Source organism: Hymenobacter glacieicola, assembly GCF_014640315.1.
In the GTDB taxonomy this organism is placed as follows: domain Bacteria; phylum Bacteroidota; class Bacteroidia; order Cytophagales; family Hymenobacteraceae; genus Hymenobacter; species Hymenobacter glacieicola.
Genome location: NZ_BMGS01000016.1, coordinates 53,878 through 80,703, shown reverse-complemented (window position 1 = coordinate 80,703; position 26,826 = coordinate 53,878). Strand labels below are relative to the sequence as shown.

The window sequence follows — 26,826 nt, the reverse complement described above, 5'->3', positions numbered from 1 at the left end:
GGGCATTGGCCGCCGTGGGGAAGTCCGCTAGGGCAGCGGGTGCCAGCGGGTTAGCAGAAGCCGCACCATCTGCCCCAGGCGAGCCAGCAGCGGTAGGTGAGGGCGCGGAGGCAGCGTCTTTTTTTTTTAACCCTTCGGTCACGGCTCCCTCGAACGTAGCAAAGTCGGCGGGCAAGTCCTCGAACTGGTCAGCCTTGAGTTTGTCGTAGAGCTTTTGCTGGCGCACGGGGTCGGCGAGGAACTTCTCCTCAAACGTGGTGTAGTCCGTGGGCACGTCGCCGTACTCTCTGACGAGCAATCCGTGAAGCTGTTGCAGGCGCACGCGGCCTGCGGGGATGGTTGGCTGTTGCGGGTTGGGCATGAGGATTATTTGCGCAGCCTCTCGGGCTGCGGATTAGAGCAATACACTTTCCCGTCCTTGCCGAACGAGTACACGTTGGATACTTCGCGCAGAAGGGGGTATTCCCAATGCGGGCGGGTGTCCTGCCAGTCGTTGTCCTGAATATCAGCCAAGGCTGGGCCAGCATCTTTAAACAGGTGGCGGTAGGCGTCGTCCTGCTTAACCAAGATGTTCACCTTGCGCCGCAGCACACGATTTGCGCACCGCTTATCCTGCTTTTCGGAATGACAACGGGTAATGCCAAGTACGGGCGTATGTTTTGTAGAGCGAGCCATAGATTACCAGGTAATCCCGGTGGTTTTCTTCTTGGTGGAAGTGCTGGTAGAGCGGGCGGGGGCAGCGGCTCTCAGCTTTGCCATTGCAGCTTTGGCGCGGGCAAGACCAGCGCGGTACTGCCCGCCTGTTACCCCGTTGATAGCCACGGCGTTCTGAGCATTGTAGGGCACAAGTGTCCGCTGGACGCCTTGGCTTACTAGTTTTCGGGCTTCTATTTCCAAGATGGCCTCTGGTTTTATTTTCGAGGCATCCGATGACGCCTCGAACGCATTCTGCTCTTTAAGAGCTTTCAATGCGTTGCTGTAATCGGCTTGGAAACGCTCGTTCTTATCGGAGGCAAATTCAATAGCGGGCTGGATAACAGCACGCCCGGATCGAACCATTTGTTCAGCCTCCTGTTGGTTTTTGGGGTACAGGATTTCGCCGGTTTTAGCATCTGCGGTAACGAGGTATTGCTCTCCAAACTCCCCGGATAGGGGCCGCTTACTGTCTACTACCCGTGTAAACTGCCCCCGGCCGTTATCCTGATAGGATACAGCAAATTGAATGGAGTTCACATGAATCGGCACCTTCTCCCCGCTTTTCTTTTTAAAGAGTGCCCGTGGGCCTTTGCCAAAGGTAGGAAAACTGTTGGCGTACTGGGTTTTCTGACCCGTTACCTCACGGCCTCCATCAAAGGTAGGAGCGACTTGATTGCCATTCATAAAGGTAGCATGGGTGCGAATCTGATCCTGCACTCCAGTCTGCACCGTAGCCTCGTAATCTGAATCCACCCAATCCCCATCCATTTCGTAGCCGCTATCCGACCCGCTGCCCTTGCCCGCCGACTTAGGCTGGGCATTCAGGCCCTCGGTGTGGCGGTAGTTGACTTTTGCCAGCGGGGCGACCAGCTCGTTGAAGAAGCCCAGCTCGCCTTTCTTGGGCAGCGAGGGGTCTTGCGCCCGCTGTTTGTCGTAGTCGGCTTTCATGCCGTCAATGACAATCTTCAAGGGGCTGCCCTCCTGATAGGCGGCCTCGAAGTACTTCTGCGTGTCAAGGGCGGGGGTTCCGTCAGCGTTGAGCACGGCGCGGCCATCCTTGCCCACCTTCACGAGCCGGGATTGCAGCACGTCGCTAAAGTGCTTGCCGCCCACATAGCCCGCGTCCGAGGTCTGGTTGTAGTCGTCGTGGAGCAAGCCCTTCATGGAGGCCAGGGCAACTTGCTGGGGGTTGTAGGTGCGGTAGTCAGTTTCAAACTTGCGCACCGCGTCCAGCTCGTCGTACTCGTCGGCCCGCAGGCGGCGGCCGGTGGCGTCGCGCAGGGAATCTTGCAGCAGGGCGTTACCCCCGTCGAAGTTGCGGGTGGGGTCGGAGCGCAGCTTGCCCAGGTAGTCGGTCAGGAACTTGTCCTTCTGCTCCCCCATCGTGCGGATACTCTCGGCCCGGTCGGTGAGCTGGTTGCTCTGGTTGCTGCGCTGAAAGCGGGATATGCCCGCAGCGGGGTTGTAGAGGCCCGCAATGCCCTTCTGTAAGTCGGGCACCACCTGCTCGTCAAAGGAGGGCTGAAACAGGCGGCCGGTGTTGGTTTTGTACTTGAGCCGGTCGTCCAGCTCCTTCGCGTCGAGGTCGAGCTGCTTCTGCCGACGAATGGCGTCCTGCTGGGCACGGGAAGCTCGCAGGGCCGCCCCGCGTTCGAGGGTGCTCACCGCCGAGCGGTCGGGATTAAGTACGTAAGCAGCACCGCTACCGGCTTGGCCTAACGGAACGCTGCCAGAATTGGATAAAAGCATACGGCAAGATAAAAAGAAAGCCCCGCCGAGGTAGCGAGGCTTGGGGTTAAAACGCTACCTGCTTGATTTTATTCACCAGGGCGTTGCGGTCCTGCTCTAAGAGCTTGAGCAGTTCCAGCGTTTTCTCGCTAAAGCCCGCGAGGCAGCATATCTCCCGCTCGGGGAATTGCACGGAGCCGTGACCCGCGAGGTCAAAGGAGAACACCTTGGGGTTGGCCCCGGTGCGCTGCTTGTAGGCGTTAAATGTCGGTACGGGCGAGGATTCCACATTCCAGCCGTTCGGCTGGGCCTTCCAGCCCTGCATGTCTGAGAGCAGGATTACCCGGTCGTACTTCTTATTGGCTACCTGAAAGATAGCTCCAAAGTTGGTGCCGCCGCCCTGGAAGGGGATGCTGCTGGCAAGCGTGATGGTCGTGTCCATCGGGTTGTAGTTCACGTACTGCGCCCCGGTGGAGAAGGTGAGCAGGTCGGCGTTGCTGGCTTTGAGCAGCGTAGCGGCGAACAGCGAGGCAATCCGGGCCGGAATGCGGCCGTTCATGGTTTGCGTCATGGAGCCCGATACGTCCAGTACCACGAGGGTTTCGCCCTCAAACTGCGGCACGTTTTGCAGGGAAATGTCCACGGCGCGGGTCAGGGCCACGAGTGTATTACGCACCTCCTGGGAGGAGGGAAGTTTCTGCACCTCGTCAAAGGCGGTGAGAAAGCGGAAGGGCAGCACGAGCGACTTGGCAATCAGCCGGTCGTCGGTGAGCTGACGCAAGGCCACGGGCAGAATAGCCGGGGCTTGCTCAATGATGTTACGCAGGTTACGCAGCAGGGCAAAATACCCCAGCTTGTTCTCGCTGATAAGCCGCGTCCACACGTCCGCTTTAGCGGCGGCTTTTTCTTCGGGCGTGGTGGCGTTCTGCCCGGCGCGGGTTAGCTCCGACTCCCACGTATCCTGCGAGCGAAGCGTGCCCGTCACCAGTTCGGCAATGCCATTCTCGTTGCGGGGTGAGGACGCTGGGTGCAGGATATTTACCGCGTCTACTAGCTTCATGTTCTTGCCCTCGCCGCGATACTTGGCAAGCTGATATGGCGAGAACAGGCCGAAGGCCAGCGCCAACCCTTTCTTCATCGCCCCGCTGGGCTTGCCCTTGAAAGCGTACTGGTAGCTCAGGATTTCAGTAATGTCGTCGGGGCGGTGAACCACGGCGCGGTAAAACCACTTGGCCCACGGCAGGCCGCTCAGGCGAGGAGCGAGTTCAGCCGCCGCCGCATGGGTAATGGAGCGCATCCCGAACTCGTGGCGAGCATACACGATGGCCTGGGCGGCAAACTTCGGGTCACAGACCAGCAGCAGTTCTTTCAGCCGGGTTAGTTGCTCGTCAGCCTTAGCATAAAACTGGTCCTGCGCAAAAGAGGTAAGCAACAGCGAAGCCAGCGCCAACTCCGGCGACTCGGCATAGGCAGTTCCTCCGGCGAGATTGGTCGTCTTGCTGCCCACGGCAGCGGTATTAAAGCGCGTCATATAGAATGGTTGGTTGATGGGCAATAGAAAAAGCCGCCTTGCAATGAAGCAAAGCGGCTTTCCAACGTTGGCAGAGATAATTCGGGAGGGAGTTTTTCAATTCTGATGCTTTTAGCCACTCAGCCACCTAGTCGAATAGAGCCTAGGGCGGGATTCGAACCCGCGAGAGTTTTTCAACTCTGTCAGTGCCATAGAAGTAACCCTCTCGTTACTACTGCCAATAAGGTTGTCGGAGATAAGTGGCTTTGGTGTTTTTTTTCACCAGAAGAAGTAACCAAAGCCTTACTACCGACAAAGAACGTTGAAAGGGATAATTGGCTTGGGTGGTTTTTCGTAGCAGGAAGTAACCCAAGCCTTGCCACTTTCGATGTGTTAAAAGTACGAGAAGTTTTCGCTAAAACAAGCGTTTAGGAAAAATATTTTTTGACTTGTTCATCCTTTCGTTCATAGGATGCTAATGATTAAAAAGGCGAGGCTCAGGTACAGCACAATCTTAAATCCCTCGGTGTCCTTCCACGTAGCGGCAAAGTGTGGAAGCACGCGAATGGCAAACAGGGCGACAATCAGCAGGCATTTGAAGAAGTCCATCATGGCTATTCTGTGCGTTCAAAAATGTAGATGGTGTTTACCCCGATGCTCTCAATGGTATGCGGGCCGTAGCGCTCTAGGTCACCAAGGTAGGGCTGCAACGGCTGACCCTCCCAATCAATGAGCGTGAAGGCCATATAATAGGGCGGCTCGCTCCGCTCTTTCCAGTTCATCCAGTGCCGGACAAAGCAGGTGTTAGAGAGGCGAAAGACAACGTGCTGAAATTCCTTGATGGTCATGTCTTTTCTATAATTACAGGTTTACCAATCAGTCTTTTCTTCCACCCCTTCGGCGGCGGCCAACTAACACCGAGCTTGGCGAGTGTGGCCCTGTCATATCCGCCTTTCGGCGTCTGCAAGGATTCAATCATTTCAGCCGTGAGTTTTACCAGCGGTAGCTTTACGTCGGGCATACGTTTCCCATGTACGCGCTTAGGGCCGTTGAGTAGTGGGTGTTTTAAGTCCATACGGTGTGATTTGGGGTATTTCTATTTTTCATATCCCTTCCTAAGCTCATCCCTTGCCTAATTGGATGGTACGGTAAGAAGGTTGGGAAGCTGCTTGAGCAAGTTGCCGTTATAGAACCGATACGCTCCATGACTTCCACCCGCGTACCGCTGCATGGCCTTGAACTCCACGAGGGTAATGGGCCGGATAACAACGTAGTGCGGGCAGTCTGATAACAGGCCGTGTTGCTTTAGCTTTTGGACGCGGCGCAAGCCAGCGGCTTTGCTTTTGCGGCCGAATACCCGTGCTACCCCGCTGCGAGAAAGCGTGGCGAAGGGGTTTAGAACACCGACCTCCGATTTCGTGCGTACCTGAGCTGTATAACGCGCTTTGGCAGAAGTCTGCGCGGCAGCCAAATCGAATCCACGGAGGATACGACGCCGAGCAGCCGGTTGCAGATGGGATGAGCGTTTCTTGCCGTTATGCGCTAGGTACTCGTCTTGGAGGCGAGTGTCAATGACGTGTTGCTGGCGGCCGAGGTTTTCCTGAACGGCCAGCTTGGTTAGTTCTTCTTCGAGGCGGTAGAGGTGGTCGGTAGATACCTTATGGCAGTACTGGCTTACACCAAACTCCTGGGTCAGTACGCGGCGGCTCCGCAGGACGAGTGTGTGCCGCCCGCGCTTGCTGGCCCAGCCGCGCTTGATAATGTAGCTAAGGTACTGGCGTAGCTTGCCTTCTGAGTACCCGAAGGTGTTGGCAATGGCTTTCGCCTCGCGGCTGAAATTCCACACTACCCCGCCTACGTAGAGGCTTTTGAGTTGATACAGGACGCAGACAGCCTTCAATTCACGCGAATGCGCAGCCACCTTCGTAGCCAAGCCTTTCGGAATAGAAATATACTGTACTGGTTGCGCCACAAGACAAAACAAAAACCCCCAGCAGGTACGAGCTGCTGAGGGTTCGCTAGGTGAGGCTGGACTTCCTCGTTATAACCGCGAATACACGGTTGCCTAGTTAATGTCTTGCCGTGTCTCGTACACACGCTTTACATAACAAAAGTACATAAAACTTTCGCAAGTTGGTTCGCTTCTGTTTATTTATTTCTCTTTAACTCTTCGTTCTCAGCTCGTAGCTGTGTAATAACGGTTAAGTATTCGTTAAGACGTTCTTGCAGGGTGCGCTTGGCCGATTTTGATAGTGGCAGCCCAGGCCCAGCCAACTTTTTATTCAGCGCGGAAACCTCGGCCTTGTATGCTTTAATCTTGCTTAGTAGCTCAGCCGTGGTGGCTCCGCCTATTTCCTGCTTAATATCCTCCAATTCCTGTATAGCCTGCTGACAGCGTTTTTCGGCCGCCTCCCTTGCTTGGTTAGCTATTCGCATCCGGTTACGCCACGCACCTCGCGAAATAGGGCCAAACTGATTGGGGTTGAATAGAGGCTTTTCATCAAGAAGGGCTTGCAGCATTTTCATGGTAGTCTCTACCCCATTGCGGTAGGATTCTGGGTGCGCGTCGCGCTGGGCTAATTCCAGGGCGGTATTCTTGATATCAAGGATGAACGGAGGCAGTGACATAAGGTAATTTTGAAACCGGACAGGCACCCGGCTATGTGCTGCGCAAATATGCGACAAACTTGATTACAACGAAAATAAATTTGCCTCATTCGTTTGTATCAGCGAAAGATTCCTGTACTTTTGAAATAGGCAACAACGCCTACCTAACCAGTTTTAGCCTCATGGCAGGATTTCAAATCACCGGCACCATCGCCTTTATTGGCGACACACAACAAGTAAGCGACAAGTTCACCAAGCGCCTGCTGGCCGTGCAGGTCGTAGATGGCAACTTTACCGAAACCCCCTCCTTCGAGTTCGTCCAGGACAGGGTTGACCTGCTGGATAACTTTGCCGAGGGCCAGGAGGTAGTCGTGGACTTCAATGTTCGGGGTCGCGAGTATCAGCCCAAGACAGGCGGCCGGGGCTTTTTCACGTCTCTGCAAGGCTGGAAGATTACCGCCGCTGGCGCTGCGCAACCGGCCACCAAAGCCGCTCCCGCGAAGGCTATTAGCAAGGCCGCCTCCATCGCCAGCGACGATGAAATTTCGGACCTCCCATTTTGACCTATGAAGATTGCAACTGATCGGCCAGATGCTAAAATTTTATCTGGCCGAAAGGTGTGCTTCAAATGTAATACTGAGAAGCCCCTTTCGGACTATTACAAGCATAAAGAAATGGCTGACGGCCACTTAAATAAGTGCAAGAGTTGTACTAAGGCGGACACGAAAAGTCGGGCAGACCTCCTTAAAAGCGATTCCGCTTGGATTGAGAAAGAGCGAAAGAGGCATAGAGGCAAATATCACCGTTTAGAATATAAGTCGAAGCATAAGCCCGCCCCAGAAGTTGCAACTCAGTACAGCGCTGCTCACCGTGCGAAATATCCAGAGAAATACGCGGCGAGAGCCTTATCACAACACATAAAACCCTTAGCCAAGGGCACCCACCTGCACCATTGGAGTTACCGCCCAGAGGATGCAAAAGATGTGATTGAGCTTTCTCCTTCCGACCATTACACCATCCACCGTTTTATCGAATACGACCAAGCCGAGATGATGTACAGAAAGAAGTATGATGGCAAACTTCTTGATACCCGCGAAAAGCATCAAGCCTGGATTGACAAAGTATTATCTAGCACGGATGAAATAATCCTTCTAGAGCCCATTGTTACGTACGGTAACGCCGCCTAGCCCCTCGCTCCACAACCACGCCTATTGCAAAGCCCCGGCCTCCACATGGAAAGCCGGGGCTTTTTGCTTGCAGGTAGAGCGGGTTACTCCTGCTCAATCAGGCGGGCGGGGACGCTGGGAATCACAAAGCCCTCGGTGTCCTCGCCCATGCTCACGCCCAGCACCACGTCGTAGCGCGGCTCCCCGCCCCCGCCGTAGTGCAGATTCTGGCGTCTCACGCCCCGCAAAACATTCTGCTTGGAGAAGTTCACCCGGTAGGTGTCGGGCTTCACGACGGCCACGACAGGCTGCTCTACGGGAATACCCTGGGCTACCTGCGGTTGTACGGGCGCGTTGGCTTCCAGCACTTGCTCGTCCAGAACGGCGTCGATGCTTTCGGCTAATTTGTCGGGGGCTGCTTTCTTGGTCTTAGCCATTAGAGGTGGTTAGTTGCGGGAGAAGGACCAGTAAAAGGCCCGAATGAACAGGAGTCGTGAAAGTGGGGTGTTCTTGAGCATTACCAGCAGGTCTACGGGAACAGGGGCCACGAGCGGGTTGGCATCGCAGGCCAAGTTGCGGAGTTGAGGGGAGGTGAGAAGCTGCATACCACGTTAGTAGGAAGGGTACTGCACGCCCAGCCCGGAATACGGACTGCGTCGCTTGCCCGGCAGGGGCGGGAAGCTCATCAGACCACCCCCTACCCCACCGCCGCCAAGCTGGCTGGTCTTGTTGATGGCGTCGGTGTATTTGTTCTGCTGGCCGATGTTGATGCCGCTGGCAAGCCCGCCCGTAATCGCGCCGATACCCCGCGAGAGGTTTTCGTTTGAGCTTTGCTTGAGGGCGGCCCGCTCCTTGTTGTAGTTGTTCAGGTCGTTGGTGTTGTAGTCGGCCTGGGTAGCAAGGTCGCGGCGAAGCTGGTCCTGCCCGCGCTGGCGGAACTGCTCGCCTTGGATGCCCAACTGCTGCTCGCCGGCCTGGCGCTGGGCCACGCCCGCCGTCAACCCGCCGAGCAGGGCCGCCGTGGAGCCGCTGCCCCGCAGCAACCCCGAGGTGGCCCCGGCCTGCGTGGCGGCCAGGCGGTTCTGCCCCGCCCCCAGGCCGGGTAGCTGGGACGTGGCGTTCTGCCGCGACAGGGCCAGCGCTTCCTTGAAGGGCTCGGGCGTGGTGTCTTGCAGCTTGAGGTTTTTGTAGGCCCGCTTTTGCTTGCCGGCGGCCAGGAGCGAGGGGATGCCGGAAATCAGGCCCGCGCCAATGGCTCCGACCGGGCCACCGGCCGCTGCGCCCACTGCGCCGAGAATAGAAGAAAAGTTCGCCATAGGTAGAGGCAAGGTACAAATTTTGTTCGCCCACCGCTTGACCTTAACGAAAACTTCTCGTACTATTGTCAGGTACTTAAACAACACATCGTATGACACTTCAAGAACTAGAGGAGATTTTCGAGCAAGAGCCCACCATGCCCAGCGGCATTGATAGAACATTCGAGGGGTTGAAGATTTTAAGCAAATACACAGACGAGGTCGTAGGCGCTCCCGCGCACGACATTATCTACTCGATAGATGTAGATACAGCCCTGGAAGCTGGATTAACCAAGGAGGAGGCTGTGTTGCTACGGCAGTACAATTGGGGTATTTCAGAAGAATATGACTGCTTCTATAAATTCGTTTAGCCATGCTCGTAGTCCGCAACATTACCCTAGCTCCGCAGCCCGAGGAGCCCACGCCGGTTCGGCGCACCTCGAAGCAGAACCGCCTTGCCTACCTGCGCTTTATGCTGCGCCAGAAGTGCGGTGACACGCCCATCACCCTCGACACGTACCAGCGCCGCGTCAATATCCCCTTCGTGGCTGGCGAGCCCGTGTCGGTGCCCGATGCCGCCAAGCCCTACCTGCGGGAATTGGTTACAGAGTTCGGCTATTATTCCCAAGCCTACATAGCCTAATCATGTACACCTACCTCAAACCCTTCCTACTCGGCGGGCGTAGATTCTCCCGCGCTGTCAAGTTCGACAAGGACACGTTCTTCGGCTTCTACAAAGGCTGCCAGCTAGACATTAGCCGCGTGAACAAGAATAGTCAGTGGTCCATTGACGTACGCCACGCAGACGGCGGCTACCTGTACGGCGGGTATTACGACGCCCACACTATCGAAGAAGCACTCAATGAAGCCATAACCGGGGCAGGGATATGAATAGAGAAAAGGCTAATAGGCGGGGTCATTGCTTAAAGACGCAGCTTTTTTTGGAGTCGTTTCAAAACCAACTATCCAAACTTGATTTTGATTTGGTAACCGAAAAGGATTTGGAAGAATTGCTCAAAAGAATGAAGGCTGGAGCTTTACATCGGCTATACTCCTTCTATGAGGACGTGGCAGAACTAAAAAAGCATCAATAACAGAACTGACCGATAGGAATGTCGGTCAGTTCTGTTTTCAGCTTATGCCTGCGGTCTGCCCAGCGCGAGGTTCCCACGATACACTCACCGCCGAGAGGGGTTGCATTTCGTCGCCTTCGGGCGGGGAGTAGTTCACAGTGAGCGTGGTGCCGTCCAGCGGCCTACCCTCATAGAGCGCCCGCGTGTAGTCGGTAAAGCCGGGGGTGAGCTGGTTGCCCCGCAGCGCCGCCCGCCACACCCCTTCCCGCCGCTCAAACCACGGGGCCAGCGTCGTGCTCTGCCCGCCCGTGTCAGTGATAAGGCCCGTGGGCCGCCACAGCACCGGGGATTCGATGCTCACGGCTTTCCAGCGCTTTGCCAGATTGCTGCTCTCGGCAAACACGGTGGTAATCACCGGAGGCAGGTACTCGCCAAAGAACGAGCAGGCCGGGGCCTGGGCGTCGTGCTGCCACAGGCTCCCGTTCTGCCAGGACAGCAGCCCGAGGGGCGTACCCAGGGCGCACTCCCCGTTGAGGGTGCGCGTGTCGGCGCTGACCTTGTTGCGCTCATCCATCACCAGTGCCGCCTCGCCCGTGAGCAGGTAGGCTTCCTCCCGCAAGGGGTCGTAGCCCGCGCCGGGCAGTGGGGCCGCGCCGAGGGCGGCAAGGCGCTGGCGAAAGTTGAACTGTTGCCCGAGGTCGATTACCCCGTTCTGGGCGTAGCGCCACCAGACGAGGCGCTGCCGGTCGTAGGCCCAGAGCTTGCCCCCGTAAGCGGCCACCGTCTGCGGGTCTTGCGTACCGTAGCCGCCACTGAGCACGTTCACGTAGCCAATCACCTTGTCCGTGTCCACGTTCAGGGGCGAGCCGTCCTGCTGGCGAATCTGGGCCGTGGACAGGCCGATTGACACCGCTCCGTGCTCGCACACGCCCACCAGCACGTTCCCCTGGGCCTGCGTATCGTCGGCGGACTTCAAGGCGCGTAGCGGGCCTAATTCACGCGGAATGCGCGAGTCCTCGATATTGCCCGGCTCCCACGAGGCTAGCCCGTTGGTTTGCGTACCCGCGATGCGGGGGTTGGAAAAGCGCAGGGCGGTCGGCAGCGTCGTTTGCTGGGCGGCCTGCGGGAGCACCACGGCCGGGCGGCCACCCCGCGCCACGTCCAGCCACAGGGGGCGCAGGCCCGCACTCGGGCTGGTAGCTTCCACGGTGGAAGTAACGGTGCCGTTGTCGTCGTAGGCGCGGGTCACCAGGTAGGCGTCGCCTTCCAGGGTTCCGGCCGTCACGGCGTAGGCGCGGGTCGCCATGCCGGGGTTGAGGACGCGGTAGAGGGGTGTGCGCTCGTACAGCAGCGACCCGGCCGCGCTGCCGAGCAGGCGCGGAGTGAACACTTCCACGACGGGCGTATCGGAGGGGGCCACGCCTCGGGTTTCCACCAACAAGTATTCCCCGCTCTGCCCCGTAATGGGGTAGGCGTCGGTCTGCCCCTCGAAGCGCACTACGTCGCCACTGCCCGCCTTCCAGGTATACCCCTGGTTTTCGCGGGGCCACGTCTTGATGTTCACGTACAGCAGCTCGTGGGCCGCGTTCTGCTGGGCCAGCATCGGGGCGCTGTTCGTACCCAGGCCCCGGAAGGCGCGCACATCGGTGGCCTTGCCCTGAATAAAGCTCGTGGCCGTGCGGTTCGTGGACAGCAGCACGCAGTAGTACCGCGCCCAGGTGGGAATCTCGCTGGCGGCCAGCGTGGGGAGCTGCCACGTCACCACCCGCCCCTGCTTGGTTGCCTCCTGGGCGGGCACTTGCAGGGAAAGGGGCGTAGTGGCCGAGCCGGGGCGACCCAGCGCGTCGTAAAACTGCACGGCCACCTGGTATTCGCTGCGCTCGTGCAGGGTGCGCTCCACGCCCACGGCGGCCGACGAGCCGGGGGCGGGAAAGCCCGTGACGTTGGCATCGGGAATGGGGGTAACAGTAAACGTGCGGCCGGGGCGCTCATCGGTGAAAGGCGGGGTAATATCGGTCAGCACGTCGGGGCCGCCCGGCACCGCGCCGGGTACCACGCTAAAGTTAAGCTGGCTGGTCCCGATGGGCCGCACCTCGTAGTACACCTGCGGGTCGGCCGAGGAGGAGGCGTAGTAGCTCTCCACGCGCCCCTCACTCACCCCCTCGTCAACCGTGCCGTCTTGGTTTTGGATTTCCTCGTTGATGTAGTAAACCAGTTCCGTGCGGTTGACGGTAAGGGTAGCCGCATCGGCCGCGCTCGTCCGGTTCACTACCTGAGCTGTAAGGCTGACCGTGGGCACGGGGTAGCCTTCCGTGGGGCCGCCCACAAAGGCACGGTTACGGGCCAGGCCGAGGGCGCGCGCGGGCCAGAGGGCTTCGGACACGCGGGCCGCCGTCGCCTCATCCAGCGCCTCGCCGGTACGCGCCCCGAAGAAGTCCACGGTCAACGTCGCTGGGGGCACGGCCGCCAGGGCCAGCCACGTAGTTTCCGCGTCCTTGCGCACCCATACCACCCGCTCGCGCACGAGGGCCGGGCACGGCTGGGGCAGGGTTACGCGCAACCCCTGGGTGGTTTGCTCGGCCGTGGAATTGGTTAGGTCGAATACGTCGGAGTAGGAACTCAGCAGCGACTCCTCCCCGTCGAGGTAGCGGTCCTGGATGGCAAACTGCCACGCCGCCCCGCGCACGCTGTTGAGCTTGCCAGCGGGGAGCGTGCTCAGGCGGGCCACGGCGGGGGTCAGCGGCTGCACTTTGAGCAGGTGCAGGCAGTAGGGCTCGGCCGTGAGCAGGGAAGTAGTGTAGAACCCGCTCAGGGCGCGGGCTACGGGAATGTTGCGCACCTCCCCTTGGGCATCCAGGTAGAGCAGAAAGCCGTCGGTCACGCAGGGCTGGGCCACGCCGGGGGCCGAGGGAATACCTAGCCCGCTCCACGCCAGCACGGTATCGGCCACGCCCGCCGAGGGGCGGTAGCGCACGATGCGCAAGTCCTGGTCCGTATTGAAGAGCAGGTAGTAGGCGGCCTGCGCCTCGGCGTCCCAGACCGCGCCCACGCAGGTTGTGTTGCCCGCGTCGGGCAGGTCGTAGGCAATGGGGCGGTTGCCGAAGCAGCCAGTGGCAAATTGCTGTTCAAGAAAGACGTTGACCAGGGCGCGGGCGTTGTTGGCCGGGAGCTTGGAGGGGTCGGTGTCGGTGTCCAGTACAAACGGAACGTGGCGGCTTTGGGGCATACTGGCAAGGTAATCAATGCAAGACGGGCGAACAGTGCTACCGTGGCTTGCAAATCTTATTTTAATAAAATTGATAACAATGCTTGCAATGCTCGCGTAGATAGCATACACTTGCATCATACTAACACATACTACCATGACCACAAGGGATAAGGATTACCTAAATGCGCTATATCAATCCAACGGGATTCTTATTGAGAAGCGCCCGCTTTGGCAAGGCTCCGAACTAAGCACTTGGAAGATAATTGAGCAGCCAAATGCGAATGCAACCCTAATGCTTACACAGGACGGATTTGGTATCTACATCATGCAGGGTGCCTGTACCTTAGATGAAATGAAGGTTTTGCTTGCGCAAATCAAGAAGCTGACGGTGATTGCCAATAAATTAAACCGCATATGCAAGTAATCTGCATTTCTAACAACAAGGGCGGGACGGGCAAGACCACCTCTACGCTATGCATCGGGCACGCCCTGGCCCGCATTGGTAACCGCGTTCTGCTTATCGACTGTGACCCGCAAAGCAACCTGACCAAGAGCTTTGATGTGCTGACCACGCATCATTTGGACGTGGTTATTGACGGTCGCGGCTCGCTGGCTGACATTGCCCGTAACGTATCCCCTTGCCTCGACCTCGTGCCCGCCACCCCGAGTATTGCTGGGGCTGAGAAAGTGCTAGGCTCGCGCCCTGAGTATCCCTTCTTTTTCCGCGATGCGCTATTGAAGGCCAACTACGACTTCGTGCTGTTCGATACCGCCCCCACTCTTTCGCCGCTAACCATCGCGGCGCTCGGGGCCAGTGACGCCGTGTTTGTGCCCGCGCAGCCGGATTTCTTTGGCTATACCGGCCTTGTTACGCTGCTCGACATGGTAGCGCGGATAAGGGCCAACTTCAATCCCAAGCTGCGTGTGGGTGGCGTTTTCTTCAACAAGCACCACCCCTCCTACCGCCGCAAGCTGCACCACCAGTACGTAGAAAGCATGGCCGAGGACGCGGACCTGAAAGACTTGCTCATGCAGACCTACATTCGGGAAAACGTGGCGCTGAGTGAGGCCCAGGCCAACGGACAAAGCATCTTTGAGTGGGCTCCGCAAAGCAACGGGGCGGCCGACTACGAGGCGCTGACCACGGAAATGATAGCGCGGCTATCCGTTGTATCCTAGATAAATAAGATAAATGACTAAGCAAAGCAATCCTCGTATACCGGGTAAGGTGGCAAGCGTTGATAACTTGATGTACGGCGACTTGGGGGCCGCTACCCCACCCGTTGAGCCCGCCGCCGAGCAGGAGCCCTTGGTGCAGATTGGCACCCGCTTGAAAAGCTCGACGTGGTGGCGGCTGCACCAATATGCCCGCTGGGCCGGGCTTGACATTCAGGAGGTGTTTGATACGGCGCTAACGGAGTTGTTCGACCGCCATCCTGAGGAAGCCGACAAGCCGCTACCTGAGAAGACTCAACAGAAATTATTAGCCAATAAAAAAAGAAAATAACATGGAAGTGACAGTATTGACCGAATTAAATGAGCGTGTTCATTCGGCACTAAATGCTCGTGGCCCATCACCACTCTATACCACAGACGCCGAATTTGCGTTCGCAGCCATAGAGCAATATCGTCATATGACCCCTGAGGCAAGTAGGTTTACACTGAAAACAGACCGTTATGACGGGGCTTACAGCAACGGCAAGTGGGTTGCCAGCTTTCAACTTTCTTTTACCTATCTCACCTCGTTTCCATTCGGGGATGATGTAGCAGCCCAAAAATTCTGGAATGAAGACGCAAAATCGTTACCGATTGCAGCGGCTGATACTCCGGCGTTGGCAATGTGTCGTCTTATTGCAAAACTAGACGAACAGCTAGTACAGATAGAGAAAAGTCGTCAAGCGCAAGTTGATACTCAGAAATCTATTGAAGATGCCGAACTGCCAGATGACAAACTGCTGACCAACAAAATACCAGCCCGCCTCTACTGGCAGATGCAGCAGATGAAGTATTGGGGTCGGATGCCGATACGCGAGCAGTTGGAGCGGGCGCTGGAAATGCTCTACGCCCAGCACGCCGCCGACGCGGACAAGCCGCTGCCGGAGAAGGAAAAGGAGAAGCTGCTGAAAACTAAAAAGCCCCGGAAATGAAGCTGAAAACCAACGACTATATAGGCTTGATAATGAACTCACCGGCTGCGCTTGAGCATTTAAAGGGAGCTTTATCAGATGCTTGGCCGGAACTTAGGGGAGACATTAAAACCGAGGACAGTGCAAGAGAAACCCTACGGGATGAGAAGATGTTCGACTCCCTTTTTTCAAGAAGGGCCAAAAGCTATTTGATCTTAAATCGGGCGCTTGAGGTGATATTGAAAATATCCGTATCCGACAAGTTTGATCTATCTATTGTGCAGCAGCTTCACCGCAAGTCCGTCAATCTGCTTTTTGGCAAAGACCTTTCCTTGAGATATGATATTATTGATAATCAATTGGTTGTCAATGCAGTTAAGAGGGTTGATGGGTCTGATTTTGAGACAAATTTTTCATGGGTTGATCTTTCATCCGAATTAGGCCCACAATTAAAGACTCGCACCGAAGGTTGTATATCACGCATAACCTTGGCGATACAAATGATTTTGTTCTTGGAGTTGACCGAGCCAGAACTGTTGGTTGTAAAGGCGGGTAAGAAAAGTAGTGCGCGTCCCATTGGATACACCAACGATGGCGACTGTGATGTTACACTTGTTGATAGCACTTGGAATAAGTATATTATTCGCACTGAGGGCTTTGGTGTATCAGGGCACTTCCGAGCGCAGCGCCACGGCGAAAAGAACAGTGAAATAAAGCTTATCTGGATTCAACCATTTCAAAAACACGGTTATGTTAGGAAGCCAAAATCATAGTAACAAAAAGCCTCGAAAATGATACTGTGGACTGTACAGGATTATCTCGCGTGGGAAAAGGCGCAGGAGGTAGGCTACCTGACTGGTAACGTGGGCTATCTTTTGCAAAAAGACTCTTACGATTGGATGGTGCAGCAAATGAAAACACGGCTGGGAATTTCCGAAGACTTCTACCCTGTGTGGGCGTGGGGAGAGCGACCGGACTTGCGACAGCGAGGATTCGGGACAGGGGGCCTAGTGCTTTTGCGATTAGAGGTGAACGAAGCACGGGTGCTTGCATCAGATTACAACGCTTGGCATTACGTACTTAATGGATGGCACTTACAACTGTATGATAATGAGCCGGTGGATATGGAGGCTAGTTGGGAGCGGGTATTTGATTTCAAGCTGCTTGAACTTTATCCCGACTGGCTTGATAGGGTTATACCTCAATACACTACCGATAAAGTGGCGGTGTCCAACATCAAACTAATCAAACGCTTTGTTGGGAGGTAAAGCAAAAGCCCCGGCGCTAACCGGGGCTTTTCTATTTCACACTCAGGCTGTACGCGCTACTAATGGCTTCCTGGATGCCTTCCCTCGTGGACGGGTCGAAGCGCTTCTGCATACTGGTCTTGGCACCGAGGTATTTTTTCATCCACTGCGCGGAGGCGGTCCAGTTCTGCTTGTGACTCCACCATTCCGAAAGAATGTAGCATTCCAGGGGGCGGTGCAGGAAGGGGTGGAGGGGTGTACCTGCCGTTGGAGTGGAGTCGCTGGATAGGTACTGAAATACCAGCGGGTCAGCCGCGTCAATCAGCGAGCTTACGCGCAGTACCCGGTCTTTGGGGTCGATGCGGAACTCCTCGCGGTACTCCCCGTAGCCGTAGCCGCACAGGCTCGCGCCGTCCCAGCCGAAGTACTGGTAGGCAGGCCACGCGGTATCCACGGGCGCATCCAGCGGGGCAGGGTCGAGGAAGGGCTCGTAGCCCGCGTGCAAGTTCAGCGAAGGACCGTAGGCAAGGTTGCGCACCCGCCGCGTACCGGCCGCGTCGCTAAACCCCTGGCCCACGGCCACCCATTCCAGGTAGTCGTCGGGCAGGGTAGCTACGCGGTCCACGCCTACATCAAGCAGGATGGTTTTGAGCGAGTGCCCGCCCGCGCCGGAGAAGCCCAACTCTTGCAGGCCACTCACGGCAAAGGGCCAGAGGCGGGTGAAATACCGCTCCGGGCGCTCAGCGTCGATTTTGAGCGCCACGGTGTCAACCAGTTCGCGCAGGGTAGAGTGGTTAGGCATTTAGCAGACGCATTCGTTTTCGCTCCGCGCCGAGCATTGACAATATGTTTCGATGCTTCTAGGGTTTAGAAGCCAAGCAGAATCTGGGTTGCCATCAAGTCCATTCTTCTCAGGGTGCGGGTCATAGATAGTTCCGTCGCCCCGACGGACACAAGCATGGTAGATAGGGCGACCATCAGGGTACTTGCGAGGTGAGCGGCCGGTAACAACGTAGGATTCAGTCTTAAGCCGCTCGGCTGTTTCGGCAGCCATTTCATACCCTGCCGGGCGCTGGCCTAATCCCACAGACTGCAATTCATAACCCTGCTCCCAAAGCCAGTTTACGGTATCGGGGAAGTAGTTGTCATTAGGGGTTCCATCCGCGTTATACACGAAATCGGGTACTTCTTCGGGGCGTTGCTTGTCGAGCACACAGGCAAAAGCGGTACGCCAGCAGTCGCCCCGCCCGTGTTCCGCAATGGTGTAGAGTTGCGTTAATTCTGTCATTACTTGGTTGTGCTATTGCTGTCGTTGCGTTTGTCCGGCTGCCCGCGCTGCATAATCATGGCGTAGGCTTTGTTTACAATGTCGGCTAGGTCCAGGGCGGTCATAAGCCCCGGTTCCGGCAGCTTGTCCCGCTCGGGGCGAATCACGCAGCCGAGTTGCAGGGCCGAGGCGGGGAACTCCCCGGCGTAGTCGTCCTGGGTGAGCCACACGCGGTTTCCGGCCCGGTAGTAGCCGAAGTCGGGCGCGATGGGGTAGAGGCTCACAAATTGCTCGGCCTGGGCCTTGGTGCCGAACAAGCGGCCCTTCTGCTTGCGGCGCAGGTCTTGCTTGACGTGTTCGCACACGCTGACCAGTTCCTCGCCAGGCAGTAGGTCGTACTGTTCCTGCTTGACAAACTCCTCGGGCAGCTCGCAGTAGTATTGCTCACTGGCCGCGTCCAGCAGCACGGGCTTCTGGAAGTAGAACAGGTAGGCGGCGTTCGTGCCGTCGAGCTGGCGGGCGTTGAGCAGGTCGAAGTACCGCTGCTTGTCCAGGGCTAGGCGCTCGGAGAAATCCTTTTGCAGCCGGTCCTTGTTGTACTGGTCAGCGGCCTGCACGCGCTGCTGATAGAAGTGCTCCACCGCGAGGCGACACTCCCGTTCGTCCACGTTTAGGTCAGCCGTGGGCTGCCCGCCACCCGCCATCAGGAATACCTCCCGAGCGGCAACGTCCAAGTCCTCGGTAGCAGGCTGGGAAATAAAGGGGAAGGAAGCTGCCATTAAGCAATAAGCTGAACGAGCGAACCTTCTAATAGCTCTCTGGCACTTCCTTTCGCAAGGTTGTGTACTCCGGTAGGGCCAATAAGCATTTCACAGGGCTCTCCTGAGTGCGGTGCTTGCAGGAACAACTTGTGCTCCTGTCCATCAAATAGCACAATGGCAACTGGCTTTACTTGCGAAATATCTTGCATAAGCTCCATTAGTTGTTCTCTTGGGTGAGGAGGTTGGCGGCTTGCTGCATCATGCCGTCGCGCAGGGAAACGCCCAGCAGGCGCAGGGTGCGGGTAATCAGTTCGGGTTCGTGCTCCTCGCCCCAGCCGGTGTCCACGCTGGCCGCGTCGTCGTACTCGGGGTTGCCCGAGGCGTAGGATTCGGCGTACACCGGCTCGGGCACCAGCTCGTAGTATTGGAGCGTGAGATTGGGGCAGGAAGCGGGGTGGAGGCGGCAGCGGCGCAACCCGGCCACGGCGGTACGCTGGGAAATCAGCGGCCGGTCGGGCGTCGGGCCTTTGATGGGGCAGTTCAGCCGGTGGGTCTTGGCGTGCTCATCCAGCCACTCCACCGGGGCTACCGCGCCCTCGACTTCGGCCGAGGTGGAGTAGCGAAAGCGCAGGGGCAGGTTGAAGTCGCCCGTGGCTTCCAGCAGGTTCGTCGGCTCCGTGACCCCCGCCTGCTCCTTTTCATAGAACAGGTCGCGCAGGAAGGGGGCCAGGGCAAGGCGGCATTCCGTGTTCAGGTCTACGCCGGGGCGTGGTCGCCAGAGGCCCGTGCCGCCGAGGTAGTGCGTCTGCAACTGCTTGGAGGCCATCCCCAGCATTTCGGCAATACGGGGCGTGCTCGCATACGCACCCTGCTCATCGAGCAAGGTGCGGATAACGGAGACGATGGAGAAGATGCGTTTAGCCAAGGTCGATATCCATTTCGCGGGCGATGTACTCCACGGCAGCCTTCACGGACAAGGCAGGCAGCTTCTGGTAACGCTCCTGAGCAGATACCGTGGCGAAGCACTTTGCCTTGCCGCCATCGCCAATACTAACTCCGTGTTCCGTGGCTGGGCCTGGACCCATACCCCTAGAACACTCTCTAACAGGCTCGTTTAGCAGCGCCTGTAACACACTTTTCAGGTTGTGCATACTAGCGGCGCTTAGTGGATTTCTTGGCCGCGTCGAGGGCGGTCTGGATGGCGGTGCGCTGCTTGCTGCCGAGCGGGGTGGAGAGATAGTCCACCAGGGAGAGCAGCGGGTCTTCCGTGCCGGAGGCGTAAATCAGGCCAGCGGTAGCCACGAACTCCCACGCCTGCTTTTCGTCCACGAAGCGGATAGCGCCCGCCTCCTTGGCTTCTTTCACCAGGGCGGTGTTCTGCGTTACATGGTCGCTCATGTGGCGTCGCACGTTCTCGGGGTTGGCGTCGCAGAGGGCGTAGAGCGCCTTCTTGATCTGCGCGTCCGTGCCCGTAGAGTCGATACCGCCGATGCGCTGGGCGGTTTCGCGCAGCACGGCCGAGGAGAGCTGGCCTACTTCCATTTTCACGGCCAGGGCTTTTTCCAGCAGGGCCACGTCGTCGTCAGCGGCTTTCTCAATGTCCACTACCTCGAAGCGGTAGCCGGTGGCGGGCATGGGCGCACCAGGCACTACGTTGTCTTTGTTAGCGGGGTGGAGCATGGCAACTTCGTAGAGCTGCTTGTCCTTTTCTCCGAGCAGGCAAGTGCCCGTCTCGTCAAATTCAAAGTACAGGATAGTCGGCTCGTAGCGGGCCATTGGCGTGCCGCCGTTTTGCAGCGTGTTGGCCCCGAGGCCCGCAATCTGCACGTCGCCGTTTTCGGGGTCGAGAATCATAGCCGACGACTTGATGCTCATGGGGGAGGCCGTCTGCGGGCGCAACTCCGTGTCGTTCGACGTATTGATAATCTGCCGGGCGGGCGGGGGCGTATCGAGGGAGCGCAGGGTCACGCTCTTACCCTTGGGGAAAGCGGGGATGCGGTTGCGCAGGCTCGGGCTGATTCGGTTGTAATCTTCGCGGTTCATGTAGAGAGCAAGAAGGTTGGGTCAAGGGACAAGGTACATATATTTTCCCTTGCCTGTTTGGCGGTAACGAAAGTTTCTTGTACTTTCAAGATATGAATAGAGATGATTATGACCACTCTCGCAGTGCCCGAAAAAGCGACTATTATATCCAAGATACCCCACCAAAGGAAGCTCGGGTATTAGTTGAGCAGCATCACTACGCAAAAGGCGGTTCTAATACAGGATGTTATTTCCACGGTCTGTATAGAGTGGCTGATAACAAGCTGGTAGGAGTCGCATGGTGGCTGCCACCCACAAAAGCAGCGTGCAAGGCAGTGAATAGTGACTGGAAGCGCGTAGTAGGATTGTCTCGGCTAGTAATTGCCCCAGGAGAGCCAAGGAACGCGGCCACCATTTTGCTTGGATGCAGTATGCGACTAATCAAGAGGGATGCTCGCTTTGTATCCTTGGTTACTTATGCCGATGAATCTCAGGGCCACAAGGGCAAAATCTATGTGGCAACTAATTGGCAATACGCTGGCATGACACGGCCACGCAGAAGATGGATTGAGCCCGCAACTGGGCGGCAGATAGCCCCCAAGGCGACTGTCAACAGAACAAAGTCTGAAATGCTTGCTTTGGGTTATGAGCAAACGCCAGCCTACCCCAAGCACAAGTTTGTTTTTAACCTTTTGTAAGCGCCATACTCGTAAAACACAAAGCCCCGGCCAAGTTGACCGGGGCTTTTTTTGGGGCGTAGCGCACCCCGATTCAACCAACCAAGCTACTAGGCGGGGGAAATGAACCAACCCTCACGAGCACCCACGAACTGCAAGCCTTCCTGGGTCTGCAAGCCTTTCTCGTCCACGTCGTTGAACGTTACGTCCATGCCCCGGTTGATTTCGCGGAAGCGACGGTCCTGACCGCCCGACTGCACTTTGTAGCACAGGGTCAGGGCTGGAATAACGATGCTCTTAGCGCCTACCAGCGTCGAAACGTTGGTTACGCTCATGTTGCCAGCGGGCATGATATACGCCTCGCGCTCGAAGGACTGCCAGCTCAGGCCGTTTACCGCCTCGTGGATACGCTCCTCGTGCAGCACGTACTTGATGCCTTTGTACTGGAACCATTCCAGGTCGGCGTCTACGCCCTTGCTCTGCACGTTGTCGTTGTAGCGAACCCCGTTAAAGCCCTGCTGGGTGCCAGCGGCCGTGATGCCGCCGTTAGCCGTAAAGGCGCGAATCAGGTTTTCCCAATCACCCCGGATGGTGGGGCCAACGAATACGTCTACTACTTTGCTGCCGGTCTTGCGCTTGATGCCGGTGGTCAGCTTGTCCAGGTCGGCCAGGGTGAAGCCCGTGGTACCATCGTAGAGCAGCTTGTTACCGATGGCTTTCAGCTTGGAGCGCAGCGAGGCGGTCAGGGGAACGTCACCGGCTTCTACCTCCGAGAATGCGCCGTCGGGCGAATACTTGAGGGCGAAGTTCTGCATGGCCTTATGCACTTTCAGCATGTCGGCCGTCTGCTGGGGCAGCTTGTAGCGCGAACCGGCCGAGTCCGAGAACTCCATGAGCACGGCGTCGGCGTCGCCCGTGATAGCGCCGTAGGATTTGATGGTCTGGAACTGGCCCGAGTAGCGGGTGTAGTTCGAGTTGATGCCTTCCTGCGTCATGCCCGAGCCCTCGCGGTTACCGTTCGACATGATAGCCATTGGCAGCGCGTTATTCACCATGTAGGTCAGCGAAGCGCCAACGTCCTCCGTGGTGCCTGCCCGACGGGTGATGGTAAACTGCTTGGTCGTGCCCGAGCCCGAAACCGCCGCCACGAAGCCGAAAATGTCGCCGTAGAGGTGAACGATGTCGCGCTGCTTGAGATTGGTCTTGTCGCCGCTACCCGAGGCCGTAAACGAGTTGGCCGTCAGGGTTACCGTTGCGCTGGCGGCCGTAGCCACGCCGATTACGCCACCGGGAGTTACGGCACGCAGCAACGGGCCTTTCTCGAAGTGGTTGAAGGTAAGGGCTTTGACCACGCGGTTCTTGCCCGTTTCCAGGAAGGAAATGAACTTGTAGTCGTCAAAGTCAGGGTCCACCGTGGGCAGAATGTCGCGCACGAGCTGGAAGCCGTCCGCGTTCAGGACGCGGGTGCCGATTTGGTCGATGCTGTACGCTGACGACGCAAAGGCGGGGGAATAGGTGAGGGTGGTTGCCATGAAGGGCTACAAGTGGGGAAAAGAAACGTGGTTAGTATCCGTAAATAGAGCTGTTGTTGGTGCTCACGCTCCCGCGCTCGGCAACGGCCTGGCGCATGGAGGCAATCCAGTCACCGGCAGCCGGGGGCGCGGCCTGCGGAGCCGGGGGGTTGGTGAGCGTAGCCACCGGCACGGAGGCAGGCTGCTTGGCCTGGTAGGCGGCCAAGGCGGCCCCGCTTACGTCCTGGGTGAGCTGCACGAGCAGGCGGTTGATGCCCGCGTAGTTGGGCTGCCCCTCGGGGGTAAGAATCAAGCTGTTGATGAAGGCAATGGGGTCGTCGGCGGCGGCAATGAAGGCTTCGCGGTTCGTCACCGGCACCTCCACGTCCAGGTCGCCCACCTTGAACACTTCCTTGCCCGTGGCGAGGTAGGCGTCGAGGCGCTGCTGGTGCTCGACTACCATGCGGTCAATGTCGGCCTGGGAGGGCTGGGTCGGAGCCTGCGGCACGGGCAGTTGCGCGGCGGCTTTCACCCCGTTCATCTGGGCGCGGGCGGCGGTTTCGGCTTGAGTGAGGCGGGCCTGGGCCACGCGCACCTTCTGCTGGGTTTCCGGGTCGGTGTCGTCGGCAAAGTCCAGCACGCCGTACTTCTGCTGGTACTCGTCCTCGAAGATGGTTTTCACCACGTCGGCGGAGAGGCCCGCCATTTCGGGGCTGCGCTGGAACACTTCCAGCAGCACGTCCTTTCCGGGGGCGGCGTTGAAGTCGGTCTGCTGTAAGCGGAAGTATTCGAGGGCTTCGGCGGGCTTTTCCGTGAGCCACTGCTGAATCGTGAGGTCGGCCTGCGTGCGCTGGTTTTTTTCCAGCTCGGCTACGCGGGCTACTTCGGCAAGCTGGGCCTTGATAGCGGCAGGGTCGCTTACACCGAACTGCTCTTGCAGGTAGGCGTTGTAATCCGGGGTGGCGGGGGTGGCAGCGGCAGCAGGGGAAGGGGTGGCGGCCGGGTCCACTACCGCAGTGGATACAGGGGTATCATTGCCAGACTGGACAATGGGTTGATCTTGCGATTGAGGTTGAGCATCTGCTACGGCAGGCTGCGGCACCGTTTCGGGGGCGGGGGCAGTGCCATATAGAGCTTCGTGCGTACTTGGGTCCATTCGGTAGGGCTGGTTGATTGCCTAGGGCGAAGAAACCTACAGAGCGAAATAAATGCGTACTTTGCATCATTAATTCAGCCCTCAATCAGCACAGGAAATGCCCAGCGAAACGAAACCCACGAGAAACCCCAATCGAGAGGTAACCACTCTCTCCACCTACGACCAGGAGCGCGTATCAAGATACGCCGCCAGCTTCGACTCCCGCGCCGCCGCCCTACGCGAGCTTATCCGTATCGGCCTCAAACACGAAAACATTCAATAGCATGAGCAGCCGCACCACCCAAGAGCACATAGACGAAATCATGGACACCTTCGACTTCCATAAGGTGCAGCGCCACATGGAGTTGATAGGCTGGAAGTGGGCACGCACCACGCCCGCCGCAGTGCCCGACGTGGTAGAGTTGCGCCAGGCAGCACGAACGTACTTGCAAGGGGCCGCTCAGGCAGCGCTAGAAACCGGATTTTGCTACCGCAGCTCCGGTGGACTGCACGTCTACGCGCAGGCTGACCCGGACACGAAAACCCTGTATTACCTCACCCTGCATTTCTCACTCGAATACTGGACAACCTGCGAATGAACTGGATTAAGATTGACTTAGGCTACGACAAGCCCTACGAGTTGAACATGGAGTTGCCGCCTGCCGACAATTACAGCGTGGCAACGCAGGCCGTGTTGATCTGCTACACGGTCAAGGACCAGATTGGCATGATTCGTAGGAAGTATGATATTGGCTGGTTTGACCACGACGGCGACAAGTGGTATTGCACCCTTCAATACAACAACAAAGACCAAGTACACGAGTACTTGGCCTATGCAGAGTTTGAGCGTTATAGGGGCTAAACAAATAGCTCGCCCTGGGGCACGGCAACCGGCTGCTTCTTCTTGGAGCGGCCGGTTTTCTTTTGCTCGGCATCCAGCGTGTTGCCAGCGAGAACGTGGCTGGCTTCCTGCTTGCGGGTGCGGGCCAGCAGCGCGGCCTTGTCCAACTCGCGGGGCTTGCTGGGAATCGTGGCCCACTGCCCCGGCTTGGAGCAGCGCCAGATTTCCACTACGCCCATAGAGTCGCGCTTTTGCAGCCAGCCTTGCTCGCAGCAGTAAGCCAGCGCACCGGGGGCGTTGCTCATCACCTTGCTACCTTCCGGCAAGCCCATCACCTCGTCGTACTTGGCCGCCAGCAGGATGGCCGTTGCCAGCTCGGAGCGCAGAATATCGGGCTCAATCTTAAGGGCAGCCGCTTTCAGGTCGTCGGTTTTCATGCGTTAAGAATGGCTATGGCTTGGTCACACAGCGGCTTGGTAAAGCCTAATTGCTGCGTGGACTGCACAAGGTTTTTTGGGTGGTGCTGGGCAATGTCAAATGCCTCATCATCCAGAATGACGTAGGTAGTAATGTCGGGGTGCCGGTCTAACCACTCCTGGATTTCCAGTCCACGAATCGCCTCTTTACTGCGCTTTGTTACGTCACGCAGGCGAATGTGCAGCCCCTTGGCATTGAACAAGTATTCAAGTCTGCGTATATCCTCTGGCGAGTCCGAATAGCGCCAGGAGGAGCTAACTACGAACTCGCAGTTGGTTTCACGCAACAGCCGATACACTTGTCGAATAGCATGGTGGCTAAACGGCCAGCAGTCTCCCGATAGCATCATTCGCGGCAGATTGCTGGTGTCGAATGCCTCATGGATACGCTCACGATATAACTTGCCCTCCGGGACGCCGTAGTAGTTTGCCATCGCCACATAAAGGGACTCGTTGGTGGCAATCACTCCGTCAATGTCTAAGAAACATACTTTGCTCATACTTCAAAGTACGAGAAGTTTTCGCTGGACGCCAAGAGGTAGCGAAAGAAAATTTCGCTGAAAGTTTGCACATAATTAATCTGATATGTACTATTGCCCTGTATTCAATCGCCATATCACATGAATGTACTTAGCCTTTTTGATGGCATGAGCTGCGGCCAACTGGCCTTGCAACGCGCTGGTGTTGCCCATGACAACTACTTTGCGTCCGAAATTGACAAGCACGCCATAGCCGTAACGCGAAAGAACTTTCCTTTCACGAAGCACTTGGGCTGCGTATCCAGTGTTGCCGCTGCTGATCTACCGCAGATTGATCTGCTTATAGGGGGTAGCCCATGCCAAGACCTTCGCCCCGGACGACTCGGTTTGAAAGGCGACAAAAGCAAGTTGTTTTACGAGTACTACCGAGTATGGCAAGAGTGCCGCCCAGCCTATTTCCTGCTTGAGAATGTTGGCAAGATTAAAGACGAGGACCGCCGCATCATAACTGAATTATTGGGGGTAGAGCCAATTCGCATTAATAGCGCCCTTGTATCGGCGCAGAACCGGGATAGATGGTACTGGACAAATCTACCCGATGCCTGCGCGCCGATAGACATGGGCATTACGCTTGACCAGTTCGTACCAGGCGGACAAGGCGCAGCTCTGCGCAATCAAGTAACGCCAAAAGGCGTGCTACCCTTTACAAATGTTCGGAAAGATGGCAAGAGCAACTGCGTAGTAGCCTCTTATGTAGAGAAATTGAATGGAGTCATTGTGGACGGGGTGTTTCGCCACCTTACGGCCGAGGAGTGCGAGTTACTACAAACCGTTCCCGTGGGCTACACTGACAATGGGTTGAGCCACGGTCAGCGCCTAAAGTTGCTAGGCAATGGATGGACGGTTGATGTTATTGCCCACTTGCTAAGTGGGCTTACGAAAGTCAAGCTACAACAACATCCTTTTGCACAGGCTGCTTAAAAAAAGGCCCGTCGTGTGAC

Annotated in this window: 39 protein-coding genes; 16 read left to right on the top strand and 23 right to left on the bottom strand. The window is 57.3% G+C overall.

The window, feature by feature from the left end:
* The 9 genes from IEW18_RS20780 to IEW18_RS20740 form a co-directional block, all read right to left on the bottom strand.
* Positions 1-361, bottom strand: a 361-nt coding sequence (locus tag IEW18_RS20780) for a hypothetical protein (RefSeq protein ID WP_229728891.1), incomplete at its 3' end; no start/stop codon positions are given.
* A 5-nt stretch (positions 362-366) separates the two neighbouring features.
* Positions 367-675, bottom strand: a complete 309-nt coding sequence (locus IEW18_RS20775; RefSeq protein ID WP_188559813.1) for a hypothetical protein — start codon at positions 673-675, stop codon at positions 367-369.
* 3 nt (positions 676-678) lie between these two features.
* Positions 679-2,445, bottom strand: a complete 1,767-nt coding sequence (locus tag IEW18_RS20770; RefSeq protein ID WP_188559812.1) for a hypothetical protein — start codon at positions 2,443-2,445, stop codon at positions 679-681.
* Between the two features lie 46 nt (positions 2,446-2,491).
* Positions 2,492-3,955 carry a TROVE domain-containing protein gene (locus IEW18_RS20765; RefSeq protein ID WP_188559811.1) on the bottom strand — a complete coding sequence of 488 codons (1,464 nt, stop codon included), beginning with the start codon at positions 3,953-3,955 and terminating at the stop codon, positions 2,492-2,494.
* A gap of 444 nt (positions 3,956-4,399) precedes the next feature.
* A complete protein-coding gene (locus tag IEW18_RS20760) occupies positions 4,400-4,546 on the bottom strand; it encodes a hypothetical protein (protein ID WP_188559810.1) in 147 nt (48 codons plus the stop codon).
* A 2-nt stretch (positions 4,547-4,548) separates the two neighbouring features.
* Positions 4,549-4,782 carry a hypothetical protein gene (locus IEW18_RS20755; RefSeq protein WP_188559809.1) on the bottom strand — a complete coding sequence of 78 codons (234 nt, stop codon included), beginning with the start codon at positions 4,780-4,782 and terminating at the stop codon, positions 4,549-4,551.
* A complete protein-coding gene (locus IEW18_RS20750; RefSeq protein ID WP_188559808.1) occupies positions 4,779-5,009 on the bottom strand; it encodes a hypothetical protein in 231 nt (76 codons plus the stop codon). The genes IEW18_RS20755 and IEW18_RS20750 overlap by 4 nt, the downstream gene beginning before the upstream one ends.
* Before the next feature lie 57 nt (positions 5,010-5,066).
* Positions 5,067-5,834 (bottom strand): hypothetical protein, encoded by a 768-nt coding sequence (locus tag IEW18_RS20745; RefSeq protein WP_188559807.1) that lies wholly within the window; start codon positions 5,832-5,834, stop codon positions 5,067-5,069.
* A gap of 248 nt (positions 5,835-6,082) precedes the next feature.
* Positions 6,083-6,562, bottom strand: coding sequence for a hypothetical protein (locus tag IEW18_RS20740; protein ID WP_188559806.1), 480 nt, complete (start codon positions 6,560-6,562; stop codon positions 6,083-6,085).
* Positions 6,563-6,723: 161 nt separating this feature from the next.
* Here IEW18_RS20740 and IEW18_RS20735 point away from each other — a divergent pair, with 161 nt between their 5' ends.
* Both IEW18_RS20735 and IEW18_RS20730 read left to right on the top strand, forming a co-directional pair.
* Positions 6,724-7,104, top strand: a complete 381-nt coding sequence (locus IEW18_RS20735) for a DUF3127 domain-containing protein (protein ID WP_188559805.1) — start codon at positions 6,724-6,726, stop codon at positions 7,102-7,104.
* A 3-nt stretch (positions 7,105-7,107) separates the two neighbouring features.
* Entirely contained in the window at positions 7,108-7,728 is a 621-nt protein-coding gene (locus IEW18_RS20730) for a hypothetical protein (protein ID WP_188559804.1), read from the top strand.
* An 83-nt stretch (positions 7,729-7,811) separates the two neighbouring features.
* On the opposite strand, the gene IEW18_RS20725 is transcribed toward IEW18_RS20730, so the two are convergent.
* Genes IEW18_RS20725 through IEW18_RS20715 form a run of 3 tightly spaced genes read right to left on the bottom strand, consistent with a single transcriptional unit; the run spans position 7,812 to position 9,023 of the window.
* Entirely contained in the window at positions 7,812-8,144 is a 333-nt protein-coding gene (locus IEW18_RS20725; protein ID WP_188559803.1) for a hypothetical protein, read from the bottom strand.
* A gap of 9 nt (positions 8,145-8,153) precedes the next feature.
* Positions 8,154-8,312 (bottom strand): hypothetical protein, encoded by a 159-nt coding sequence (locus IEW18_RS20720; protein ID WP_188559802.1) that lies wholly within the window; start codon positions 8,310-8,312, stop codon positions 8,154-8,156.
* A gap of 6 nt (positions 8,313-8,318) precedes the next feature.
* Entirely contained in the window at positions 8,319-9,023 is a 705-nt protein-coding gene (locus IEW18_RS20715; RefSeq protein ID WP_188559801.1) for a hypothetical protein, read from the bottom strand.
* 92 nt (positions 9,024-9,115) lie between these two features.
* Between IEW18_RS20715 and IEW18_RS20710 the strand changes: the two genes are divergently transcribed.
* The 3 genes from IEW18_RS20710 to IEW18_RS20700 are packed head-to-tail and all read left to right on the top strand — an operon-like array spanning position 9,116 to position 9,893.
* On the top strand, positions 9,116-9,373 hold the full coding sequence (locus IEW18_RS20710; protein WP_188559800.1) for a hypothetical protein: 258 nt from the start codon (positions 9,116-9,118) through the stop codon (positions 9,371-9,373).
* Positions 9,374-9,375: 2 nt separating this feature from the next.
* Positions 9,376-9,645, top strand: coding sequence for a hypothetical protein (locus IEW18_RS20705; protein ID WP_188559799.1), 270 nt, complete (start codon positions 9,376-9,378; stop codon positions 9,643-9,645).
* A gap of 2 nt (positions 9,646-9,647) precedes the next feature.
* Entirely contained in the window at positions 9,648-9,893 is a 246-nt protein-coding gene (locus IEW18_RS20700) for a hypothetical protein (RefSeq protein WP_188559798.1), read from the top strand.
* A 240-nt stretch (positions 9,894-10,133) separates the two neighbouring features.
* Here IEW18_RS20700 and IEW18_RS20695 read toward each other — a convergent pair whose 3' ends face one another.
* A complete protein-coding gene (locus tag IEW18_RS20695) occupies positions 10,134-13,301 on the bottom strand; it encodes a hypothetical protein (RefSeq protein ID WP_188559797.1) in 3,168 nt (1,055 codons plus the stop codon).
* A gap of 136 nt (positions 13,302-13,437) precedes the next feature.
* On the opposite strand from IEW18_RS20695, the gene IEW18_RS20690 reads away from it, so the two are divergent.
* Genes IEW18_RS20690 through IEW18_RS20665 form a run of 6 tightly spaced genes read left to right on the top strand, consistent with a single transcriptional unit; the run spans position 13,438 to position 16,677 of the window.
* Positions 13,438-13,707 carry a hypothetical protein gene (locus tag IEW18_RS20690; protein ID WP_188559796.1) on the top strand — a complete coding sequence of 90 codons (270 nt, stop codon included), beginning with the start codon at positions 13,438-13,440 and terminating at the stop codon, positions 13,705-13,707.
* The gene (locus IEW18_RS20685) at positions 13,698-14,462 is read left to right on the top strand and encodes a ParA family protein (protein ID WP_188559795.1); all 765 of its coding nucleotides are present in this window, start codon (positions 13,698-13,700) and stop codon (positions 14,460-14,462) included. Before IEW18_RS20690 ends, IEW18_RS20685 begins: the two co-directional genes overlap by 10 nt.
* A gap of 49 nt (positions 14,463-14,511) precedes the next feature.
* A complete protein-coding gene (locus IEW18_RS20680; RefSeq protein WP_188559794.1) occupies positions 14,512-14,790 on the top strand; it encodes a hypothetical protein in 279 nt (92 codons plus the stop codon).
* Position 14,791: 1 nt separating this feature from the next.
* Positions 14,792-15,430, top strand: a complete 639-nt coding sequence (locus tag IEW18_RS20675; RefSeq protein ID WP_188559793.1) for a hypothetical protein — start codon at positions 14,792-14,794, stop codon at positions 15,428-15,430.
* The gene (locus IEW18_RS20670; RefSeq protein ID WP_188559792.1) at positions 15,427-16,182 is read left to right on the top strand and encodes a hypothetical protein; all 756 of its coding nucleotides are present in this window, start codon (positions 15,427-15,429) and stop codon (positions 16,180-16,182) included. The genes IEW18_RS20675 and IEW18_RS20670 overlap by 4 nt, the downstream gene beginning before the upstream one ends.
* Positions 16,183-16,200: 18 nt before the next feature.
* On the top strand, positions 16,201-16,677 hold the full coding sequence (locus IEW18_RS20665; RefSeq protein ID WP_188559791.1) for a DUF3841 domain-containing protein: 477 nt from the start codon (positions 16,201-16,203) through the stop codon (positions 16,675-16,677).
* A 31-nt stretch (positions 16,678-16,708) separates the two neighbouring features.
* On the opposite strand, the gene IEW18_RS20660 is transcribed toward IEW18_RS20665, so the two are convergent.
* The 6 genes from IEW18_RS20660 to IEW18_RS20635 all read right to left on the bottom strand — a co-directional run bounded on the left by IEW18_RS20660 (position 16,709) and on the right by IEW18_RS20635 (position 20,727).
* A complete protein-coding gene (locus tag IEW18_RS20660; RefSeq protein ID WP_188559790.1) occupies positions 16,709-17,458 on the bottom strand; it encodes a hypothetical protein in 750 nt (249 codons plus the stop codon).
* The gene (locus IEW18_RS20655; RefSeq protein ID WP_188559789.1) at positions 17,459-17,944 is read right to left on the bottom strand and encodes a hypothetical protein; all 486 of its coding nucleotides are present in this window, start codon (positions 17,942-17,944) and stop codon (positions 17,459-17,461) included.
* Positions 17,944-18,702 (bottom strand): hypothetical protein, encoded by a 759-nt coding sequence (locus IEW18_RS20650; protein ID WP_188559788.1) that lies wholly within the window; start codon positions 18,700-18,702, stop codon positions 17,944-17,946. The genes IEW18_RS20655 and IEW18_RS20650 overlap by 1 nt, the downstream gene beginning before the upstream one ends.
* A 199-nt stretch (positions 18,703-18,901) precedes the next feature.
* The gene (locus IEW18_RS20645; protein ID WP_188559787.1) at positions 18,902-19,609 is read right to left on the bottom strand and encodes a hypothetical protein; all 708 of its coding nucleotides are present in this window, start codon (positions 19,607-19,609) and stop codon (positions 18,902-18,904) included.
* Positions 19,602-19,769, bottom strand: a complete 168-nt coding sequence (locus IEW18_RS20640; protein ID WP_188559786.1) for a hypothetical protein — start codon at positions 19,767-19,769, stop codon at positions 19,602-19,604. Before IEW18_RS20640 ends, IEW18_RS20645 begins: the two co-directional genes overlap by 8 nt.
* A gap of 67 nt (positions 19,770-19,836) precedes the next feature.
* Positions 19,837-20,727, bottom strand: a complete 891-nt coding sequence (locus IEW18_RS20635) for a hypothetical protein (protein ID WP_188559785.1) — start codon at positions 20,725-20,727, stop codon at positions 19,837-19,839.
* A gap of 92 nt (positions 20,728-20,819) precedes the next feature.
* Here IEW18_RS20635 and IEW18_RS20630 point away from each other — a divergent pair, with 92 nt between their 5' ends.
* Entirely contained in the window at positions 20,820-21,404 is a 585-nt protein-coding gene (locus tag IEW18_RS20630) for a Mom family adenine methylcarbamoylation protein (RefSeq protein WP_188559784.1), read from the top strand.
* An 89-nt stretch (positions 21,405-21,493) separates the two neighbouring features.
* Here the strand turns inward: IEW18_RS20630 and IEW18_RS20625 are convergent, their stop codons facing one another.
* Both IEW18_RS20625 and IEW18_RS20620 read right to left on the bottom strand, forming a co-directional pair.
* On the bottom strand, positions 21,494-22,915 hold the full coding sequence (locus tag IEW18_RS20625; protein WP_188559783.1) for a hypothetical protein: 1,422 nt from the start codon (positions 22,913-22,915) through the stop codon (positions 21,494-21,496).
* Between the two features lie 31 nt (positions 22,916-22,946).
* A complete protein-coding gene (locus tag IEW18_RS20620) occupies positions 22,947-24,050 on the bottom strand; it encodes a hypothetical protein (protein ID WP_188559782.1) in 1,104 nt (367 codons plus the stop codon).
* Between the two features lie 97 nt (positions 24,051-24,147).
* Between IEW18_RS20620 and IEW18_RS20615 the strand changes: the two genes are divergently transcribed.
* Genes IEW18_RS20615 through IEW18_RS20605 form a run of 3 tightly spaced genes read left to right on the top strand, consistent with a single transcriptional unit; the run spans position 24,148 to position 24,891 of the window.
* Positions 24,148-24,312 carry a hypothetical protein gene (locus tag IEW18_RS20615; RefSeq protein WP_188559781.1) on the top strand — a complete coding sequence of 55 codons (165 nt, stop codon included), beginning with the start codon at positions 24,148-24,150 and terminating at the stop codon, positions 24,310-24,312.
* Between the two features lies 1 nt (position 24,313).
* Entirely contained in the window at positions 24,314-24,628 is a 315-nt protein-coding gene (locus IEW18_RS20610; protein WP_188559780.1) for a hypothetical protein, read from the top strand.
* A complete protein-coding gene (locus tag IEW18_RS20605) occupies positions 24,625-24,891 on the top strand; it encodes a hypothetical protein (RefSeq protein ID WP_188559779.1) in 267 nt (88 codons plus the stop codon). The genes IEW18_RS20610 and IEW18_RS20605 overlap by 4 nt, the downstream gene beginning before the upstream one ends.
* Here the strand turns inward: IEW18_RS20605 and IEW18_RS20600 are convergent.
* A complete protein-coding gene (locus IEW18_RS20600; protein WP_188559778.1) occupies positions 24,888-25,307 on the bottom strand; it encodes a hypothetical protein in 420 nt (139 codons plus the stop codon). The genes IEW18_RS20605 and IEW18_RS20600 overlap by 4 nt on opposite strands.
* Positions 25,304-25,846, bottom strand: coding sequence for an HAD domain-containing protein (locus tag IEW18_RS20595; RefSeq protein WP_188559777.1), 543 nt, complete (start codon positions 25,844-25,846; stop codon positions 25,304-25,306). The genes IEW18_RS20600 and IEW18_RS20595 overlap by 4 nt, the downstream gene beginning before the upstream one ends.
* A 120-nt stretch (positions 25,847-25,966) precedes the next feature.
* On the opposite strand from IEW18_RS20595, the gene IEW18_RS20590 reads away from it, so the two are divergent.
* Positions 25,967-26,806, top strand: coding sequence for a DNA cytosine methyltransferase (locus IEW18_RS20590; RefSeq protein WP_188559776.1), 840 nt, complete (start codon positions 25,967-25,969; stop codon positions 26,804-26,806).
* Positions 26,807-26,826: the final 20 nt, after the last annotated feature.